The sequence below is a fragment of the Pseudomonas guineae genome (genome assembly GCF_900113745.1).
GTDB classification, from domain to species: domain Bacteria; phylum Pseudomonadota; class Gammaproteobacteria; order Pseudomonadales; family Pseudomonadaceae; genus Aquipseudomonas; species Aquipseudomonas guineae.
The window spans coordinates 751,870-770,498 of sequence record NZ_FOQL01000001.1; the positions used below are offsets into that span (position 1 = coordinate 751,870).

Annotated in this window: 10 protein-coding genes; 2 read left to right on the top strand and 8 right to left on the bottom strand. The window is 56.3% G+C overall.

The window, feature by feature from the left end:
* Positions 1 to 174 precede the first annotated feature (174 nt).
* The gene (locus BMZ32_RS03545; RefSeq protein ID WP_090239664.1) at positions 175 to 1,080 is read left to right on the top strand and encodes an acyltransferase; all 906 of its coding nucleotides are present in this window, start codon (positions 175 to 177) and stop codon (positions 1,078 to 1,080) included.
* 28 nt (positions 1,081 to 1,108) lie between these two features.
* Here the strand turns inward: BMZ32_RS03545 and BMZ32_RS03550 are convergent, their stop codons facing one another.
* From BMZ32_RS03550 to BMZ32_RS03585, 8 genes are all read right to left on the bottom strand, one after another.
* Complete coding sequence (locus BMZ32_RS03550) at positions 1,109 to 3,256, bottom strand: putative bifunctional diguanylate cyclase/phosphodiesterase (protein WP_090239667.1); 2,148 nt, start codon at positions 3,254 to 3,256, stop codon at positions 1,109 to 1,111.
* 71 nt (positions 3,257 to 3,327) lie between these two features.
* Positions 3,328 to 7,089, bottom strand: coding sequence for a response regulator (locus BMZ32_RS03555; protein ID WP_090239669.1), 3,762 nt, complete (start codon positions 7,087 to 7,089; stop codon positions 3,328 to 3,330).
* Between the two features lie 198 nt (positions 7,090 to 7,287).
* On the bottom strand, positions 7,288 to 7,944 hold the full coding sequence (locus BMZ32_RS03560) for a YiaD family glycine zipper/OmpA-like lipoprotein (protein WP_090239672.1): 657 nt from the start codon (positions 7,942 to 7,944) through the stop codon (positions 7,288 to 7,290).
* A 100-nt stretch (positions 7,945 to 8,044) separates the two neighbouring features.
* Entirely contained in the window at positions 8,045 to 8,692 is a 648-nt protein-coding gene (locus BMZ32_RS03565) for an MBL fold metallo-hydrolase (protein WP_090239674.1), read from the bottom strand.
* A gap of 168 nt (positions 8,693 to 8,860) precedes the next feature.
* On the bottom strand, positions 8,861 to 11,584 hold the full coding sequence (locus tag BMZ32_RS03570) for a winged helix-turn-helix domain-containing protein (protein ID WP_090239677.1): 2,724 nt from the start codon (positions 11,582 to 11,584) through the stop codon (positions 8,861 to 8,863).
* Positions 11,585 to 11,861: 277 nt separating this feature from the next.
* The gene (locus BMZ32_RS03575; RefSeq protein ID WP_090241531.1) at positions 11,862 to 13,229 is read right to left on the bottom strand and encodes a DUF1329 domain-containing protein; all 1,368 of its coding nucleotides are present in this window, start codon (positions 13,227 to 13,229) and stop codon (positions 11,862 to 11,864) included.
* 31 nt (positions 13,230 to 13,260) lie between these two features.
* Positions 13,261 to 15,174: a DUF1302 domain-containing protein gene (locus BMZ32_RS03580; protein ID WP_090239680.1), complete on the bottom strand. Its 1,914-nt coding sequence runs from the start codon at positions 15,172 to 15,174 to the stop codon at positions 13,261 to 13,263.
* A gap of 371 nt (positions 15,175 to 15,545) precedes the next feature.
* Positions 15,546 to 17,228 (bottom strand): fatty acid--CoA ligase, encoded by a 1,683-nt coding sequence (locus tag BMZ32_RS03585; RefSeq protein WP_090239683.1) that lies wholly within the window; start codon positions 17,226 to 17,228, stop codon positions 15,546 to 15,548.
* A 172-nt stretch (positions 17,229 to 17,400) separates the two neighbouring features.
* On the opposite strand from BMZ32_RS03585, the gene BMZ32_RS03590 reads away from it, so the two are divergent.
* Positions 17,401 to 18,576 (top strand): thiolase family protein, encoded by a 1,176-nt coding sequence (locus tag BMZ32_RS03590; protein WP_090239686.1) that lies wholly within the window; start codon positions 17,401 to 17,403, stop codon positions 18,574 to 18,576.
* Positions 18,577 to 18,629 lie beyond the last annotated feature (53 nt).

Sequence of the window (18,629 nt, forward strand, 5' to 3'; positions counted from 1 at the left end):
GCCCTGGCCGGGTAATAGCACTGAAAAGCCACGAACTGCGGGGATAAACAGCGCCTCGTGTGGTTTGCAGTTCGGTAAACAGGCGTTAATCTGTGCGCCGACCGATCTGCGGTGCAAAACCACAGACTTAAACACATCGGGGCACACGCCCTGTTTTTGGAGACACCGGCCCCCATGCTGCACTTTCTCCCAGCGCCACTGCGCGGCCTGATTGCAGGCCTGCTACTCGCCCTAAACACTCTGATTTGCTGCTGGCCGCTATTCGTTGGTGCCCTGCTCAAGTTTCTCCTGCCGATTCCACAGGTTCATCGCCTGCTGCGTGCGGCCATGCATGCAACTGCCGAGTTCTGGATTTCCACCAACAAGTTCTGGATGCACTTGGTGGGTAATATCGAATGGCAGGTCGAAGGGCTGAAGGGCTTCGACAAGCAGCACTCTTACCTGGTGACCAGCAACCACCAAAGCTGGGTTGATATTTTGGTGCTGCAATACCAGCTCAACCGCCGCATCCCATTCCTCAAGTTCTTCCTCAAACAGCAGTTGATCTGGGTGCCGGTGATCGGTCTGTGCTGGTGGGCGCTGGAGTTTCCCTTTATGAAGCGCTTCAGCAAGGAGTACCTGGCGAAGCATCCGGAAAAACGCGGTCAGGACCTGGCCACCACGCGAAAGGCATGTGAGCGCTACAAAACTAACCCGGTGTCGGTGTTCAACTTCCTCGAAGGCACACGCCTGTCCCCAGCCAAGCACGCGCAGCAGCAATCGCCTTTTAAGCACCTGCTCAAACCTAAGGCCGGCGGCATTGCCTTTGTACTCGATGCCATGGGCGAGCAACTGCACAGCCTGGTCAACGTCACGATTCATTACCCACAGGGCGCCCCTGGTTTCTGGGACCTGCTCTGTGGGCGGATTGATCAGGTGGTGGTGCGCTTCGAAGAGGTACAAATCCCCAAGGAGTTTATTGGTGGCAACTACGATCAGGACGACGCCTACCGCCTGCAATTTCAGCAGTGGGTCAATCAGCTGTGGGTAGATAAGGACGCGCAACTGGATGAGCTGAAGCAGCGTTATCCAGCTCGCTGAGGACTGTGCACCGTTAACTCAAACCTGCCTACCCGACGGGCTTTTCATTGAGTGGTAGGTTGTGCCAATCCACCTGTGCGGGGAAAGCCATGGCCTGCTCGACGCTCAGCCCCGGTGCAACCAGAAAGCCCTGCATAATCGCGCAGTCGTGCTGCACCAGCCAATCGCGCTGAGCCATGGTTTCCACGCCTTCGGCGATCACTTCCAGCCCAAGATGCCGCCCTAGATCGATGATGGTACTGACCACCGCTGCATCGCGGGGCGACTCGAGCATGCTGCTGATGAACAGCCGGTCGATCTTCAGCGTATCCAGCTCAAAATGGCGCAAGTAGGCCAATGACGAGTAGCCCGTACCAAAGTCATCAATGGCAATTTTCACCCCGAGCTGTCGTAGCTGACGCAGCTGCTCCTGGCTGGTTTCCAGATTTTGCATCAACGCACTTTCAGTCACCTCCACCTCCAGCTGCTGCGGGGTCAGCTGATGCTCGTCCAATACCCAGCGTAGATCATCGACCAGCTGCGGCATGCCAAACTGCACAGGGCTGACATTCAGGCTGATCACCAACTCGTTGCCATAACGCCGGCTCATTTGCCGACACTGCTCAACCCCAGCACGGAATATCCAGCTGCCCAGGCGGTTAATCAGTCGCGTTTCCTCAAGCAGTGGGATAAATACTCCGGGGGCAATGGTCCCCGCTACCCGATGCTGCCAACGCAGCAGGGCCTCGAAACCGCGTAGACGACCGCTTTCAAGGTGAATTTGCGGCTGATAGACCAGTATAAAGTCGTCATTTTCGATGGCCGAACGCAAGCTTTCCTCGAGCATCAACCGTGAACGCGCGCGGCCATTCATCTCAGGGGAGAAGAAACGATATTGCTGGCGACCCGCACGTTTGGCCTCGTACATGGCCATATCTGCTGCGCGTAGCAAGGTTTCGACGCTTTGCCCACACTCAGGGAAGCAAGCAATACCTACGCTCGCGCCCAGGGTTACATCAATACCGTCGAGCGTATGTCGTACCGAAACTTGCTCAATCAGCTTCTCGGCAATCCGTGCGGCATCTTCCGGATGGTCCAGGCTATCAAGTAAGGCGGTGAATTCATCACCGCCGATCCGTGCCAGGCTGTCATAGGAGCGCAGGCTGGCCTTGAGCTGTTCGCCAACCCGCTTTAAAAGGAGGTCACCAACATCGTGACCGAGTGAGTCATTGATCCGCTTGAAACCATCCAGGTCGAGGTAGAGCACGGCCATACGATGTCCACAACGATCAATACGCGACAGCGCCGACTCTAGCGCCTGATAAAAGCCACGCCGGTTAAGTAGGCCGGTCAAGCTGTCGGTAATCGCTTGGGATTCCAATTGCCGATGCAAATGACGCACAACCGACATGTCCAACGCCATGATCACCATCGCATGCTGCAGGCGCGGCAACGGCGAACAGGACAGCGCCACCGGCACCTCGCCTCCGCTTATGGTGCGTAAATAAGCGTCATGCAGGCGGTAGGTTTCACCGCGCCGCCACTGCCGATAAAACTCAGACATGCGCCACTCGCATACCACGTGTGGGGTGACCAGATAAGAAAGCATCTCCTTACCTTGCAAATCGCTGACCTGGCATTCAAGCATGCGCGCCATAGCCGGGTTGGCAAAACTGATGCGGCCATCTTCACCCACCACCATGATGCCTTCGGCAGCGTTGTCCAGTACCGAGGCATTAAAAGCCCGAGCCGTATCCAGCTGCTGGGTCAGCTGCAGCAATTCGCTGCGATTGCGTTCGCGCTCCAGCAGGGCTTGGATTTTGTGGCGCAATACACTGGGATCGAACGGCTTGAGCATGAAATCCACCGCACCGGTGGCATAGCCCTTAAGTACCGAATCCTGAGTGTGGGCGATGGCAGAGATAAAGATGATCGGGGTGTAGCGCGTAAGCGGATTGCCACGCATCAGGCGGGCGACTTCGAAACCATCCATAAACGGCATCTGCACGTCCAGCAGGACCAGGCCGACGTCCTCTTCGAGCAGGCACTGTAAGGCGGCTTCGCCTGAGTCTACGCAACGCAATTGCCAATCGCCGTCGTCCAACAGGGCTTCCATGGCTTCTAGATTTTCCGGGCGATCATCCACCACCAGTAAAACCTGCGCATTGGATACGACCTTGAGTTGCACATGAGCCATAAACCTCTCCTTATCCCTGGCTAGTGTCTTGCGGCTTGTATTGCGGTTCAGGTTAGCAGGCTGCGGCAAAACTAATGAAATGGAGCCACAGGTGCATCGGATGAACCTCTTGATGAGTTGCTCGTTGTCAGCCAGCGCGTCAACGACTCCAGCAAGGCCTCACGACTTACCGGCTTGGCCACATAATCGTCTGCGCCGGCGCTGATACACTTCTCACGATCGCCTTTCATGGCATGAGCCGTAAGCGCGATAATTGGAATACGGCAGGCATGTTCGGTTTTAAGCAGTCGAGTGGCGGTGTAGCCGTCCATGATCGGCATGGCCATGTCCATCAAGATCAGGTCGAACGGCTCACGTTCATAACACTTGATGGCTTCCTGACCATCCTTAGCCGTACTGACGATCAACCCCACCTCATCGAGCAAGGCCGTCAGGGCATAAACATTGCGCACATCATCGTCCACCAACAGTACCCGCCGGCCTTGCAGCGAATTTTTCGCGTTCAATGAACCTAACCCTATGGGGGCTCGCACTTCGCCAAGAAAACCCTGCACAGCCTCACTCAGCGCCTGCATATCCTCGCCATGCTTGTGCACCACCACCGCGCTGAATCGGCGTAGGCGCTGCAGGGCCTGGCGGGTGACATCAATACCGGTATTGATCACCACCCGCGCATCATTAAGTGGGCGCTGCCGATTGAGTGTTTCCAGCAGCTCAAAACCGTCCTGATCAGGTAGATCAAGGTCGATCACTAATGCGCTAAAGGTCCCCGCCGCATAAGCCTGCTGCGCTTCATCAGCCCGCGCGCAGGCCTGCACGATAAAGCCCAGTTGCTGCAGGTGCTCACGGTAATGCTCGCGCTCAACTTCAACATCCTCCACCAGCAGCAAGTGCTGCGCCGGCTGCTGACCGAGCAGCTGCAGGTCGATAAACACCTGCTCCAAGTCTGCGAGTTGGATCGGCTTGACCAGATAACGTGTGCCGTCATCGCTCCAATCTACCGGTTGCGGTACGCAAGAGATGATATGCACCGGCGTATCCCGATGATTGGCATGGCTGCGCAGGTTGCGGAACAACTGCCAGCCACTGATATCAGGCAACAGAATATCTAGAATGACCGCACTAAAACGCTCGCTTTGCAGCAGACCAAGCGCCTGCTTACCTGAACGGCAATGCACGCTGGTGAAACCATGCGCGTGCGCCTCCTCTGCCAGCACCATGGCAAAATCCACATCGTCCTCAACAATCAGCACAGATGGGCCCGCACCACTGCGCTCTGGCGCGCCTACTACTGCTTGCACCTGCTCCTGCGCGACCACCCTGACCGGCAGCCGTACGGTAAAGCAGGAGCCCTCGCCCGGCGCACTGTGCAGGCTGATCTCACCGCCCATTGCCAGCACCAACTGCCGCGTAATTGCCAACCCCAGCCCGGTACCACCGAAACGCCGACTGGTGGAGCCGTCGATCTGCTGGAAGGCTTGGAAGATTTGTTCATGCTGCTCGGTGGCGATACCCACGCCGCTGTCGCGCACACTGAAATTCAGCAACTCATACCCATCCTCCGGCTCACCGACGGCACAGGACACCGTCAGGCTGACCTCACCCTGCTCGGTAAACTTCAGGGCATTGGAGAGCAAATTACGCAGAATCTGATGCAAGCGTATGCGGTCACTGTGAATCACCCGCGGCACTCCGGCCTCCAGCTGGGTGTGCAGGCGCAGACCTTTAATCTCCGCCATGGGCCGCAAGCCGGCATCCAGTTCGACCAGAATATCCTGCATATTTAAGAGTTCTATTTTCAGCTGCATGCGCCCGGATTCAACCTTGGCCAGATCAAGTACGTCGTTGATCAATTGCAGCAGGTCGCTGCCCGCTCGGTGCACGATGTCAGCATGTTTGACCTGTTTCTCGGTGAGATTGCCCGCACTGTTGAGGCGCAATTGATCGCTGAGTATCAGAATACTGTTGAGCGGCGTGCGCAGCTCATGGGACATATTAGCGAGAAACTCTGACTTGTAACGGTTGGCCAGCATCAGCTGATCGGCCTGATCGCGCAGGCGCTGCTCGGCGGCCTTACGTTCGCTGATGTCGATAATCACCGCTTGCACCAACGCCTCTTCGCCACTGCGTATGGGCGACAGCCCCACCTCAAGAGGGATCAGATGGCCGTCGCGGTGCTGGCCAAATAATTCACGGTTATTGCCCATGCGTCGCGGCTCTGGATTGTCTTGGTAAGCCTTACGCTGCGGCACATGGCTATTGCACAAATCAGCCGGCAAGAGCATTTCAACCGGCTGTGACAGCAAGGTCTCACGCTCATAGCCAAAAAGTTGCTCGGTCTGGCGGTTGACCATGGCAATACAGCCCTGGCTATCCACCAACACAATAGCGTTGGGCGAGGCTTCGACCACGAGACGAAAGCGCTCCTCGGCACCTTTGCGGGCACGTAAATCGACGAGGTTGATCAGGTAGTTCACACCAGCAGAATCCCCCAGCACACTGACACTCAGAGCAACTGGCAACTCGCCCCCGCGCTCAGGACGAACCTGATACTCATGAGCCAACTCGGGCGTGTCATGATCAATCGCCAACGCGCTGAGTTGCCCGACCGCTGGTAGAAAACGCCTTACGCGCTCACCGAGCAAGCTCGCCGGCGTAGCGTCGAGCAGTTCGGCAGCGCTGCGATTCGCCATCTCGATGCGCCCCTCGGCATCGCATAACAAGGTGGCCACCGGCAAGAGTTCAACCAGCAGACGAAAACGCTCTTCGCGCTCACGCAATTGCTCAGTAGCCAACTGACTGGCCACTAACTCACGCTCACGTAAATACAGATACCCGCCGATCATCAGCGCCAGCAGTATGGCCGCCGCCAAGCCCAGCCACAGGCGCAGGCTGCTCGATTGGTTGAGCTGCTCTGCGTCATAAACAGCGGTACTACTGACCTCCAGCACCCAGTTTCGGCCGTAAAGTGGTAATTCCAGCACATGGCCAAAAACCGGGGGCGCTATTGCGCTGGAGGTCTCACCGCTGAGCAAGAGCATCTCTGGGGCTTGCTTATCTTTAAGGACGATAGCGAAACGACTGGCCTGCGCCCCCAAAATGCCGGACATCAAATCCTGGCTGCGAAACGCCGCATGCACCAGGCCCAATAGTGCCGCGCGGCGTTCTTCAACCGTGCTCAATGGGCTACCCGGCTTATACACCGGTAAATACAGCAATACGCCCGCTTGAATATTTTCCCTCGTTTCCTGGCGTAGCGTGACCGGCGCACTAAGGGTTGCCACGCCACTGTCAATGGCCTGTTCAATAGCCGTCTTACGCACTGCCTCACTGAGCATGTCGTAACCCAGCACCCGCCGGTTACGCCAATCCAGCGGGCTGATGTAGTCGATGAGTAAATACTGCTCTCGCTGTCCAGACGGAAAGAACAATGGCCTGCCACGCTCTTTCCCCTGATCTTGCGCCACAAGCATCTCAAGCTGATCCGCCAGCAAATAGCGCGACCACGCTAGCGCCTGAATACCCGGGTAGCGATCTTGTAACTGCAGCTGATCCATGGCCCGCTCCCACTCATCCAAGGAGACGTGCTCGCTACCTGTCATCAGCCCTGACGTCCCGCGCAGCACCATTTCATAGGCCTGCATACGACTGAGTACCCGCTGGCTAACGTCCTGCGCGTCAAGTTCGAAGCGCAGCTGGCGCTGCTCGTGCTCTCGCTGCTCAAGGGCACGCCATTGCGCGAGTGACAGGCCGCCCAGACCCACTAACAGGATCAGGGTGACCCAAATGGGCAACCAGGGTTTACGAGCGGTAACGGCGAGTCGGTCGTCCATGTGATCTCCAATCTTCATCCATGTAAGGCGCAAAATGTTGCACTGCATCAGCAGGGTCAGGCGACCCCTGCCAGCAGTCTAGCCCTGTATTAAATGCTCGCCCCATGACATCCCGGCTAAAACATCAGGCGCACAACAGGCAGGCATAAAAAAGCCGCGCATTCGGGAGAATGCGCGGCTTTTTTAGAAGCGCAGCGGTTACAGCGGACGCAGATTGATTTCAACCCGGCGGTTCTGCGCGCGGCCTGCTTCATTGGCATTACTGGCAATCGGCTGGTTCGGGCCGGCGCCATAGGAAGTCAACCGCGAAGCCGGAACACCATTGGCACTCAGGTAAGAAGCAACACTCTGCGCACGGCGATTGGACAGGTTCTGGTTCAACTCAAGCGAACCGGTGCTGTCGGTATGACCGACGATATCGACGCCGTTCTTGTTGAATTCCTTGAACACCGTTACCAGGGAGTTAAGGGTTGGGTAAAAGCTGCTGGAAATATCAGACGAGTTGCTGGCAAAGGTAATATTGCCCGGCATGATAAGTTTCAGGTCATCGCCATTGCGCTGGACCTGCACGCCAGTACCTTGCAGAGTCTGACGCAGCTTGGCTTCTTGAGTGTCGACGTAATAGCCGTAACCACCACCCGCCGCACCACCGACTGCCGCACCAATCAAAGCACCCTTGCCGCGATCCTTTTTGCTGGACGTGGCTGCGCCTATCACTGCACCGGTAACGGCACCAACGCCACCATAAATACCCGCCTTGCCTGCTTCACGCTCACCGGTATAGGGGTTGGTCGTACAGCCGGCGAGCACGCCAAGACCGAGGGTGACCACTGCAAGATTTCGCCATAGGTTCATGCGTGCTTCCTTATATTTCAATTGGATACGAGCTTTCGCCTGGGTTTTTGAGCCGAAATAGCCTGTAAAGTTCACTTTCAGACCACGCTTACCGCTGAGTCTAGGCGCGGACAAACGGATTATCCCGCATTTCATCGCCCAAGCGTGTATCGGCACCATGACCCGTCACTACCGTGGCGTCTTCATCTAAGCAATACAAACGCTGTTTAATCGAGCGTTCGATGGTCGCGTAATCCCCGCCCCACAGGTCGGTACGACCGATACCACGCTTGAACAGCGTGTCGCCTGCAATCAACAGCTTGTCCTGTGGAAACCAGAAACTCATCGAGCCGGGCGTGTGCCCTGGGGTATGCAGCGCCACGCCGTAACCGCAGTCCAGCGCCTGATCGTCGCTCAGCCATTGATCCGGCGCGGGCACCGGCATATAGGGCACACCAAACATACCGCACTGCATTTCTAGATTATCCCAAAGGAACTGATCCTCTTTATGCAGGTGCAGAGTAGCCCCCGTCAGTTCCTTCATTTGCCCGGAGGCGAGAAAGTGGTCCAGGTGCGCGTGGGTATGGATGATACTCACCACCTTGAGACCATGGACCTCAAGACGCGCCATGATCAGCTCAGGATTGCCGCCAGGGTCGACCACAATGGCCTTCTTGGTCAGTGGGTCACCAATGATCGTGCAGTTGCACTGCAAAGGCCCGACTGGGAAAGTTTCACGGATCAATGCCGGTGTAGCGGTAGGATTCATCACTAATACTCAACGCTTTAATCGTTTGCAGTTTATTGAATGCGCGGCGGTAACAGCGATGCCAGCTTCCAATTTTCTAGGCCCGCCCCTGCAGTAACTGGATCTGTTCATTCATTTAAATAGGGATATGCGCCTTGGCGCGGTCTTTATTTATCGGTAACTGCGCAATCAATCCAGTAAACCCAGACTCTTGGCGCGCGCCACAGCTTGAGTACGTCGCTCAACGCCGAGCTTGCTGTTGATATGCCGAGCGTGGGTTTTTACCGTGTGCAACGAGATAAACAAACGCTCACTGATTTGCTGGTTGGAACAGCCCTGAGCGATCAGCTCCAATACACCTAGCTCACGCGCACTTAACGCATCGACCAGCATAGGTCCGTCCTGCGGGCTGAACGCCTGCGCAGTGCACGGCAGATGTTGCAGCAAAGCATCAATTAAAGAGCTTGCTTCCTGCGCCAGCAACTGCGCGCGCAGCCATTCAGGTTGCCCACTCAGCAAATCATAGAAGGGTAACAGCCCCCCCCCTGCGGCGGCCTGCAAGGCACTGCATAACTGTTGCTGAGCTTCACGCTCACGCCCGCCTTGACGCAGCATGGCCGTCAGCTGCATCTGCGCAATCGCACCCAGTAGCTGACCGCCGGCGTTTTGCGCAAGCTGACTCAGCCCCCGCAGGCGCCGCTCGGCCTGCTCATCTTCGCCCTGCAGGCGCTCGTAAGTAGCAAGGTGCAGCTGAATATGCAACGGAAGTTGCGGGTGAAACTCCGGAGCAGCAGCCGCCTGCTCGCCGCCATAGGCATCCAGTAGACGGTTCAGCCAAACACCGGCTAATTCACGCTGATCCCGACGTAACCACAACTCGCATTTAATCAGGGTGATCATTGCCAGGTAATAGATCGGCGGAATGTCCCAAATATGCATCAGCCGCTCGGCCTCGGCCAACTGGGCAAAAGCCTCAGGAAGGTTGCCACTGCGTCCCTCCAGACTGGCCAGCACGCAATAACCGATCAGCACGCTGATATCACGGCAACCGCGCGCCTCGGCAATCCCGGCCAGTAACTTCTGCCGCGCTTGCTGCGGCTGCAGACGCAGACTCAGCAAGTAACCTTCATAGAGGGTCAGACGCCCGCGCACCGCGTATTGCCGCCGTGTCGGCAGACTCTCAAGGCGTTGCAGGCCCTGATGGACTTCATCCAGTGCTCGTAATACTTCGCCCCGAGCTTGCAGAACCCGCGCCCGGTCGTAATGAGCCAGGGCTTCAAACAGCGGATTACCGACCCGCTGAGCCAACTCCAACGCCTCGCGGTTCAGCCCGCGGGCGCGCCACAAATCGCCCTGCACAATCGCCAAATTAGCCAGGCTGGATAGGCACATCAGCCGCTGACCATAACGCTCCAGCGGCAGGCAGCTCAGCGCTTCACTGCAATAGGCCTGCGCCTTAGCACTGTCGCCGCGACCGCGGGCAATCACGCCGCTCAGGGCCAACCATTGCGCCAACAAACCTTCCTGCTCAGCTCTGTCTCGAGCCGGTAGATAGCGCTCAAGTTGAACGAGCAGCTCTTCGGCCGCATCCAACTGGCAGGCCAACGCCAGTGCCCAGCCATAGAGCAGAATCAAGCGCGGGGTACTGGTCAGCAGGCTGTCGGGCAGATCCATCTTCCAGCGCAGCAAGGTAGCGACGTTCTGCTCAGCCAGTAGTTGCTCTTCGGAGAGGTTCTGTACGAGGTTGGCCGCCACATCCGGCTGACCAGCCCGCAGCGCTTGCTCAATGGCCTCATCCAGCAGGCCTTCGCCGCTGAACCAGCGACAGGCACGCAAATGCAAACCGGTCGATGGCAGCGGACGGCTACGCAGCAGGTCAGAAAACAAGTGATGATAGCGAAACCATTTACCCTGCTCATCCAGCGGCACCAGAAACACCTGATGTGCCTGCAGGTGGCGAAGAATTGCGGCGCTATCATGGGCATCGCGCAAGGCATCACACAGTTCAGCGCAGAAGCGTTCTTGGCTGGCCGTCTGATAAAGAAAAGCCTGAACTTCCAAGGGCTGGCGCTCAATTACCTCTTCCAGCAGGTAATCATGAATCAGCTCATCGCTACCCTGAGCCAAGGTCGACAGCACGCCTGACTCCTGCGCCTCCATCGCAGCCAGTGACCACAAACGCAAGCCCGCCACCCAACCCTCGCTGCGCTGCAACAGGACTGCTAGGGCCTCAGCAGACAACATAGAGCCCTGCAGGGCGAGCAGTTCGGTACTTTCGCTGTCGCTCAGGCGCAAATCCTGCTCGTGCAATTCCAGTAACTGGCGCGACAGACGCAAGCGCGATAGATGCCAATCCGGGCGCTGGCGACTGGTCACCAGCAATGCTAGTCCTGGCGGGAGATGATTTAGAAAAAACTGTAGGCAACGGTCGAGCACCGCACCTTGAGCCAAGTGGTAATCATCTAGCACCAGCAACAGCGGCTGCTGTGGGTCAAGGCGCAGCGTCAACTCATCGAGCAGACCATCGAGCCACTCCTCGAAAGCAAACGGCTGATGCCGTTGTCGCAAACGCAGCAGCCCCATTGCTTCCTGGCCGACACCGGGGAAGAACGGTTGCAGCCCGCTGAGTAAACGCTCAAGAAAACGCCCCGGGTCACTGTCGCGCGCGCTCAAGCCCAACCACAGACTTTGCCACTGCTCAGGCAAATGCTCACAAAACTCGATTGCCAGGGAGCTTTTACCAAACCCGGCAGGCGCGCTGACCAACAGCAGCCGCCCTGCTAAGCCACTCAGCAAACGCCCACACAAGGCTGGGCGCGGCACATAACTGGCGGGTAACGGCGGCCGATAGAAATGCCCGCCCAATACATTGGGCGCAGCAACTAAGTGAGGAATGGGCGACAGATCAGTCATTAGTGGGTTTCTTGTAGTAGTCAGGCAGAGGCACTACCAATGCCCTTCAGCCTAGCGGCTTGATGCTTGCATTTGAAGCCCTCGCGGCTATCAGGCGGTAAATGGTAATGATTGATCATACATAGGCTGCATTTTTATCGGCATCGTGCAGACATAGAGAATGTTGGGGACGATTTTTTACATTTCCAGACGATGACTCCTAGGTCGGCTGCATGGATTACAAGGCATAAAAAAACCGGCCCTCTCGGACCGGTTCTTCATGTCGCTTTACTCAGGTTTAGCGAACGCCCGCCTGGCGCAGGGCCGCTGGGGTGTAATCACTTTCCTTCGCTGGGTAATCGAACTCGTAAGAGCTCTTCTCTTCGTTCTTCATGCCCAGAGCCAGGTAACGGCCCGACAGCAGGTCGTACAGGGTCTCTACGCTGTACCACGGCACTTTCTTGTCGTAGTAGTACTCAGCATGGGCTTCAGCCACACGCCAAAGAGTACCGCGACCGTCGTAGTGGTCAATGACAGCTGCCTGCCAAGTGTCTTCGTCGAGGTAGAAGTCACGCTTAGCATAGATGTGACGCTCACCCGACTTCAGCGTTGCGGTCACATTCCATACGCGGTGGAGCTCGTAACGAGTCAAATCTTGGTTGATGTGACCAGCTTTGATGATCTCGTCATACTTCAGCTTCGGCGAATCTAAGCGGTAGCTGTTGTAAGCAATGTAAATGTCCTTCTTACCGTTGAGCTTCCACTCGTAACGGTCAGGAGCACCGTTAAAGAGGTCGAAGTTATCAGAGGTACGCAGGCCATCGGACGCAGTGCCCGGACCGTCATACGACACCTGTGGCGCGCGACGTACGCGACGCTGACCGGCGTTGTACAGCCACGCCAGACGCGGCTCTTTCACTTGGTTCAGTGTTTCATGAACCAGCAGTACGTTACCGGCCAGACGCGACGGTGCAGTTACCCGTTGTTTGAAGTAAAACAGTACGTTGCTTGGCTTGCTGGTGTCGGCATCCTTCAGAGCACCACGGAAGGTGAACTCATCTTGGAAGTAAACCAGGCTGTAGGAACCATTGGCTTGCGGAGTCGCCTGAGTAACTAGACGCTTCACGCTACCACCACGGTAACGGGTGATGTGGTTCCAGATGGCTTCCAAACCGTCCTTCGGAATCGGGAATGGAATGGCCTGTTCGAAGTTCTCGAGACCGTTACCGCCCTCGACCATCTTGGTGTTCACAGCGTTTTTCTTAACTGCATCCAAGACAAAATCCGGCATGGTGGCTGAACGATGAGTGGCGAATACCGGCATTTTGTAACTTTCCGGATAACGCTTGAACATCGCCAGCTGGCCTGGCGTCAGCTTGTCTTTGTACTGGTCCACGTTTTGCGCAGTGATAGTGAACAGCGGCTGCTCAGTCGGGAACGGGTCTGCAAGAAAGCCGGCCGAATCGACGACACCTGCGTTAACGGGCAAACCACCGGTCCAGGCTGGGATCGAACCGTCAGCGTTACCTGCCATTTCCGCACCAACAGGCGTAAGTGTAGTACCCAGCTTGGCCGCTTCATCTGGCGATACTGCCGCCATCACGCTACTAGCCAGCAGCGTGAGTGTCAGCGCGCCGGTTTGCAGCAGACTTTTTGTTATTTTCATAGTCATAGTCGTCCTCAAAAATCTCGTCTGCTTAGAAGTTCATGCCGAAGCTGAGTGCTACGAAATCACGGTCAATCGACGTGTTGTACTTGCCACCAAAAAAGTCGGTGTAAGCCAAGCTTGCGGTATAGGTGTTCTGGTATTCAGCATCCAGGCCTAGGCTCACAGCCTTGGCGCCTTCAGTGAACAGGCCATTTGGACCATAACCGTCTACGTCATGTGACCAAGATACGCTTGGCTTGAGGTTTACACCGGCAAATACGTCCGGGTAGTCCCAGATCGCACGAGCACGATAGCCCCAAGCAGTGTTGGTAACGAAGCCATCGTCCTCACAGTACTTGGTTTGGTTCTCTTTGCTTGCAGTACCGAGGGTGCTGCCATTAAGCGCGCTACAGGTATTAATAGTGCCGGTAGCTGGGAGGGGGCCTGGGCCATAAATCGGATCACGGCCGTAACGAACCTGATCAGAGCTTTCCAAGCCACCCACATGGACGATACCGATTTCACCAACCAAGGTTAGACGACTAGCGCCCATCACCCGATCGAGAAAGTGAGTAAAGGTCGTCTGGAACTGGGTGATTTCTTTGCGCTTGTAGCCGTTAACTTCCTGGCCTGGCTGCCCGTCGATTAACGATGCGTTACCGAATAGACCACCTAACGGGTTAACACCTGCGAACAAAATATCCGTGGTATTGAGCAGAACCGGCGCATTCGGACGATAGCTCAGCTCACCGCTCATGGCTGTGCCAGTGGGCAGAGTTGTCGAGAAGCTCAAGCCATAAAGTTGGATATCCTCAGGATACTCAAGGAAATAATTCGAGTTACCTGCTACAACCAAAGGCTGAAGCTGTGCATTTGTGCCTGTAAGCGCAGCTTTAGCTGTCGAATAGACATTTGCAGCAGGACCAGCGGCACTGAATGCGGGGGTGCGACTATGATAATTCATGAAGTACGCACCAAACTCCGTATCGAGTTCTGGAGAGAAATAACGTAGAGCAGTACCAAACTGGCCACTATCACGTGCGTCTCGATCGCCTGTACGACGAACCAAGACACCTTCACTATTTTGGTCAATTACCAAATCTGGTCTGTTTTGCAGCAACCCACCGCTCAGAAGATTAAGATTCCGCAGGGCATTATTCACACCCGCGCCAGCCAGAGGGTTATTACTCAACACCCTCAGATTATCAGTACAACCATCTGCGATAATATCTGGCTGAGCAAAGAAGGTGCCACAGTTATCAACTACGGTCTGATCCCACTCCAGCTGATAGAACGCCTCAGCAGAAAGGTTTTCAGTCAAGCTCTGCGACACATAGAACATATTGACCGGAATCAAGCCTTCCTTGATTTCGGCACCAGGGCGACGGAATGCGGACACATCGACCGGATTAATCTCGTTGATGCTGTTACGGATAAAGGTGCTTTCACCCCAACTCACAACCTGCTTACCCAAACGAACAGAGCCGGGCTGACCAGCAATATCGTAGTTGTGGTAAACAAACGCATCGAGAATTTGCGCGCCTGAGGCTTGCGCCCCCTCTTTACGGTTGCTGTCGCTGATGTCTTTAAAAATGCGGCTTTCATCTTTTAGTTCGAAGTCGTACCAGTACTTACCCCGAACAAACACACCGGTATCGCCGTACTTCAATTCAAGGTCGTGAATGCCCTTGAAGATCTTCGAGAAGGTTTCACCGCGCTTGAAGTTCTGACGCGAGTCGTCGGTAGTCTGGGAAAGACCGTCACCGCCATTGTTGGAACCAATCAGATCTGGATCCGCGCCACGTACCGACCAGCTCGCGCCAACAGACAACGAGGAGTCGAACTGACCTTCGATTTCACCAATATTAAAAGTAACGCCGAATGCAGGTGCGGCGAGGGTGGATGCGAGGCTGACGGCCAGTGGCAATTTTGCCAGGCGCCAGGTTTGTTTTGTTTTTGTCATCGACGCTACTCCATGTGCTTTTTTGTTATTGATGGTGCGGACTATAGCCACCGGGTACTTCTGCTTGATCCCTCGAAAGGGTGATTTTTAGCTCCCAGGCACTCTGGCTCGCTGGTTTCGGCGTACTCACCACGACCGGCAGAGCCAAGAGTGGTTTGAGGGGAGCAATTAGCAAGCCAAACGCTTGTTTGACTGAGCAGTCACTAAAATCAATCTTGCTTGCAGTCACTAGAACAGCGCACAACGCCACACAAGCAACTCTAAAAGCCGTCTCAGAAACCAACTTAAGCGCTTGATTTGCATGATCTAAATGACACTCAACAGTAGCCGGCAACGGACGCATCCCAAGACTGCGTCCGTTACAAAGATGCTTAAACAGTGGAGAGAAATGGACTACCGGCGGCCTGCCACTGAACGATATCCAGACGAATACGTTTCTTATCCAGCTTGCCAACACTGGTCTTGGGAACTTCGGTAACAAGGGCGATTTGCGACGGTATCGCCCACTTGTTGATGCTGCCCTGATCGACAAAAGGTTTGAGGTGATCCTTCAAGCCCTTGGCGTCCAGGCTGTGGCCATCGCGCAACACCAGCAAGGCAAACGGCCGCTCGCCCCACTGTGGATCGACCACGCCGACCACTGCCACTTCCAGTACCGCAGGGTGACGACTGATCAGGTCTTCCAGTGCCAAAGAGGAAATCCACTCGCCGCCCGTTTTAATCACGTCCTTTATACGGTCACGAATGTCGATAAAACCGAAATCATCGATGGTCGCCACATCACCGGTGTGCAGCCAGCCGTGTTCCCAGAGCTCAGCGCCCTTTTCCGGCTCGCGGTAATACCCTTGAGTTAGCCATGGCGCACGCAGCACAAGCTCGCCCTGGGTTTCACCATCAGCCGGTAAGAAGGATCCATCGGCAGACATGATCGCCGCTTCTACCAGCGGTACCGGCACCCCAGCCTTGATCCGGTATGCCGTGCGCTCATCTTCACTGCCCGCCATCAACTCATCATTGATGTGACCGCAAGAGATCAGCGGGCAGGTTTCTGACATGCCGTAGGCGGCGGTCAGCTGGATACCACGGGCCTTGGCAGCGTCATACAACGAGCGGTTAAGTGCACTGCCACCAATGATCATTTTCAGGCCGGCAAAATCCTGATCTTGGGCGGAGGGCGCATTCATCACCATTTGTAAAATGGTCGGCACGCAATGAGAGAAGGTCACTTTCTCCTCCTTCATCAGCCGGCAGAGCATGTCCGGCTCGTAGCGCCCGGGGTACACCTGCTTAACCCCGAGCATGGTTGCCACATATGGGATGCCCCAAGCGTGCACGTGGAACATCGGGGTGATCGGCATGTACACATCGTTGGTGCCCAACAGACGAATGCTGTCGAGGCTGCCCAGCACGCTGGCCTCGGCCAAGGTATGCAGCACCAGCTGACGGTGGCTGAAGTAGACGCCTTTGGGATTACCGGTGGTGCCGGTGGTGTAGAAGGTGGTGGCGACTGAGTTTTCGTCGAAATCTTGGAAGTCGTAATGCGCGCTAGCCGCAGCTAGCAGGGCTTCGTACTCGCCAACCAAATTACCCAGGTCTGCGGATTTGTCCGCGGCATCGGTCAGCAGGATGGTTTTCTCCACCGTGGTCAGCTGACTCTCGATGCCTTTATACAGCGGGACGAACTCACTGTTGACCAGCACGAACTTATCGTCGGCATGGTTCATGGTGTAGAGAATCTGATCGGCCGACAGGCGAATATTGATGGTATGCAGCACCGCACCGATCATCGGGATGGCAAACATGCATTCCAGGTAACGGTGGCTGTCCCAATCCATCACCGCTACGGTATCCCCCGCCTTGACGCCCGCCTCAGTCAGCACGTTAGCCAGCCGGGCAATCCGCTCATTCAGAGTGGCGTAGCTGTAGCGCATCTGGTCGCGATAAACGATCTCACGACTTTTCTCATAGCGCACGCCCGACAGCAGCAGACGCTTAATCAACAGAGGCGCTTGGTGCGCATTCGCAGCGGGAGCAATCAGACGGGTCTGCAGCATGGCGGTACCTTAATTCACGAGTTTTATCAGTGAGGCCAATCTAGAGCCCTCGGCGCTTAGCCAAATCAGCCCAAAGAATGATTTTCCGTATGACTCTTTGGGCATTTTTAGTCACGCAGTAGAATCAACGGCTAGCCATTGCGTTCATTTGCTTCATATAGGGAGTTTTCCGATGTCCGATATTGTCATCGTCAGCGGCGCACGTACGCCAATGGGTGGTTTTCAAGGCAGCCTGTCGAGCGTTGCCGCCGTTGATCTCGGTGCCGCCGCTATTGCCGCCGCTGTTGAGCGCGCTGGTATTGCGCCGGCCGACGTGCAAGAAGTGATCATGGGCTGCGTATTGCCCGCCGGCCTTAAGCAAGGCCCGGCGCGCCAAGCGTCGCTGAATGCCGGGCTACCGGCCGCCACTGGCTGCACCACCATCAATAAGCTCTGCGGTTCGGGCATGAAGGCGGTGATGCAGGCTTTTGATTCGCTCAGGGCCGGTAGCAACAATGTGATGATCGCCGGTGGTATGGAAAGCATGTCCAACGCCCCCTACCTTATGACCAAAGCCCGCGCCGGTCTGCGCATGGGGCATGGCGAGGTCAAGGATCACATGTTCCTCGACGGCCTGGAAGACGCGCGCACCGGCCGTTTAATGGGTTCCTTTGCCCAAGACACCGCCGACCAATACGGCTTCACCCGTGAGCAAATGGATGCCTACGCCATCGAGTCGCTGAAACGCGCCCAGGCGGCCATCGCCAGTGGTGCGCTGGATGCGGAGATCGTGCCGGTCACTGTCAGCGGCCGTAAAGGCGATGTGTTGGTCAAAGACGATGAGCAGCCCTTGAACGCTAACCTGGAGAAGATCCCCGGCCTCAAGCCGGCCTTCCGCAAGGACGGTACGATCACCGCCGCCAACGCCAGCTCGATATCCGACGGTGCCTCGGCGCTGCTGCTGATGACCGCTGAAGAAGCTGCAAAGCGTGGCCTAAAGCCACTGGCAAAAATCGTCGCGCACGCCACCCAAAGCCAGGACCCAAGCGAGTTCACCCTCGCGCCGGTGGGTTCGATCACTAACCTGCTGAAGAAAACCGGTTGGGACAAGGCCGAAGTTGACCTGTTCGAGATTAACGAAGCCTTTGCCATGGTCACCATGCTGGCCATGCGCGAGCACGGCCTGGATCACGCCAAGGTCAATATCTATGGCGGCGCCTGCGCCCAGGGTCACCCCGTTGGCTCGACGGGCTCGCGGATTATTCTGACCCTGATCAACGCGCTGAAAAACACCGGCGGTAAGCGTGGTATCGCCTCGCTGTGCATCGGTGGTGGTGAAGCCACAGCCGTGGCAATCGAGCTGATCTAAGGCGCCAGCCAGGCAGCAGAGTGGCGCGTGTCACTCTGCGTAGCGCTCGTTCA

What these genes read in the sequence shown, in the direction of transcription:
- BMZ32_RS03545 (WP_090239664.1), top strand. Translation starts at nt 175, where the DNA reads ATGCTGCACTTTCTCCCAGCGCCACTGCGCGGCCTGATTGCAGGCCTG.
- BMZ32_RS03550 (WP_090239667.1), bottom strand. Translation starts at nt 3,256, where the DNA reads ATGGCTCATGTGCAACTCAAGGTCGTATCCAATGCGCAGGTTTTACTG.
- BMZ32_RS03555 (WP_090239669.1), bottom strand. Translation starts at nt 7,089, where the DNA reads ATGGACGACCGACTCGCCGTTACCGCTCGTAAACCCTGGTTGCCCATT.
- BMZ32_RS03560 (WP_090239672.1), bottom strand. Translation starts at nt 7,944, where the DNA reads ATGAACCTATGGCGAAATCTTGCAGTGGTCACCCTCGGTCTTGGCGTG.
- BMZ32_RS03565 (WP_090239674.1), bottom strand. Translation starts at nt 8,692, where the DNA reads ATGAATCCTACCGCTACACCGGCATTGATCCGTGAAACTTTCCCAGTC.
- BMZ32_RS03570 (WP_090239677.1), bottom strand. Translation starts at nt 11,584, where the DNA reads ATGACTGATCTGTCGCCCATTCCTCACTTAGTTGCTGCGCCCAATGTA.
- BMZ32_RS03575 (WP_090241531.1), bottom strand. Translation starts at nt 13,229, where the DNA reads ATGAAAATAACAAAAAGTCTGCTGCAAACCGGCGCGCTGACACTCACG.
- BMZ32_RS03580 (WP_090239680.1), bottom strand. Translation starts at nt 15,174, where the DNA reads ATGACAAAAACAAAACAAACCTGGCGCCTGGCAAAATTGCCACTGGCC.
- BMZ32_RS03585 (WP_090239683.1), bottom strand. Translation starts at nt 17,228, where the DNA reads ATGCTGCAGACCCGTCTGATTGCTCCCGCTGCGAATGCGCACCAAGCG.
- BMZ32_RS03590 (WP_090239686.1), top strand. Translation starts at nt 17,401, where the DNA reads ATGTCCGATATTGTCATCGTCAGCGGCGCACGTACGCCAATGGGTGGT.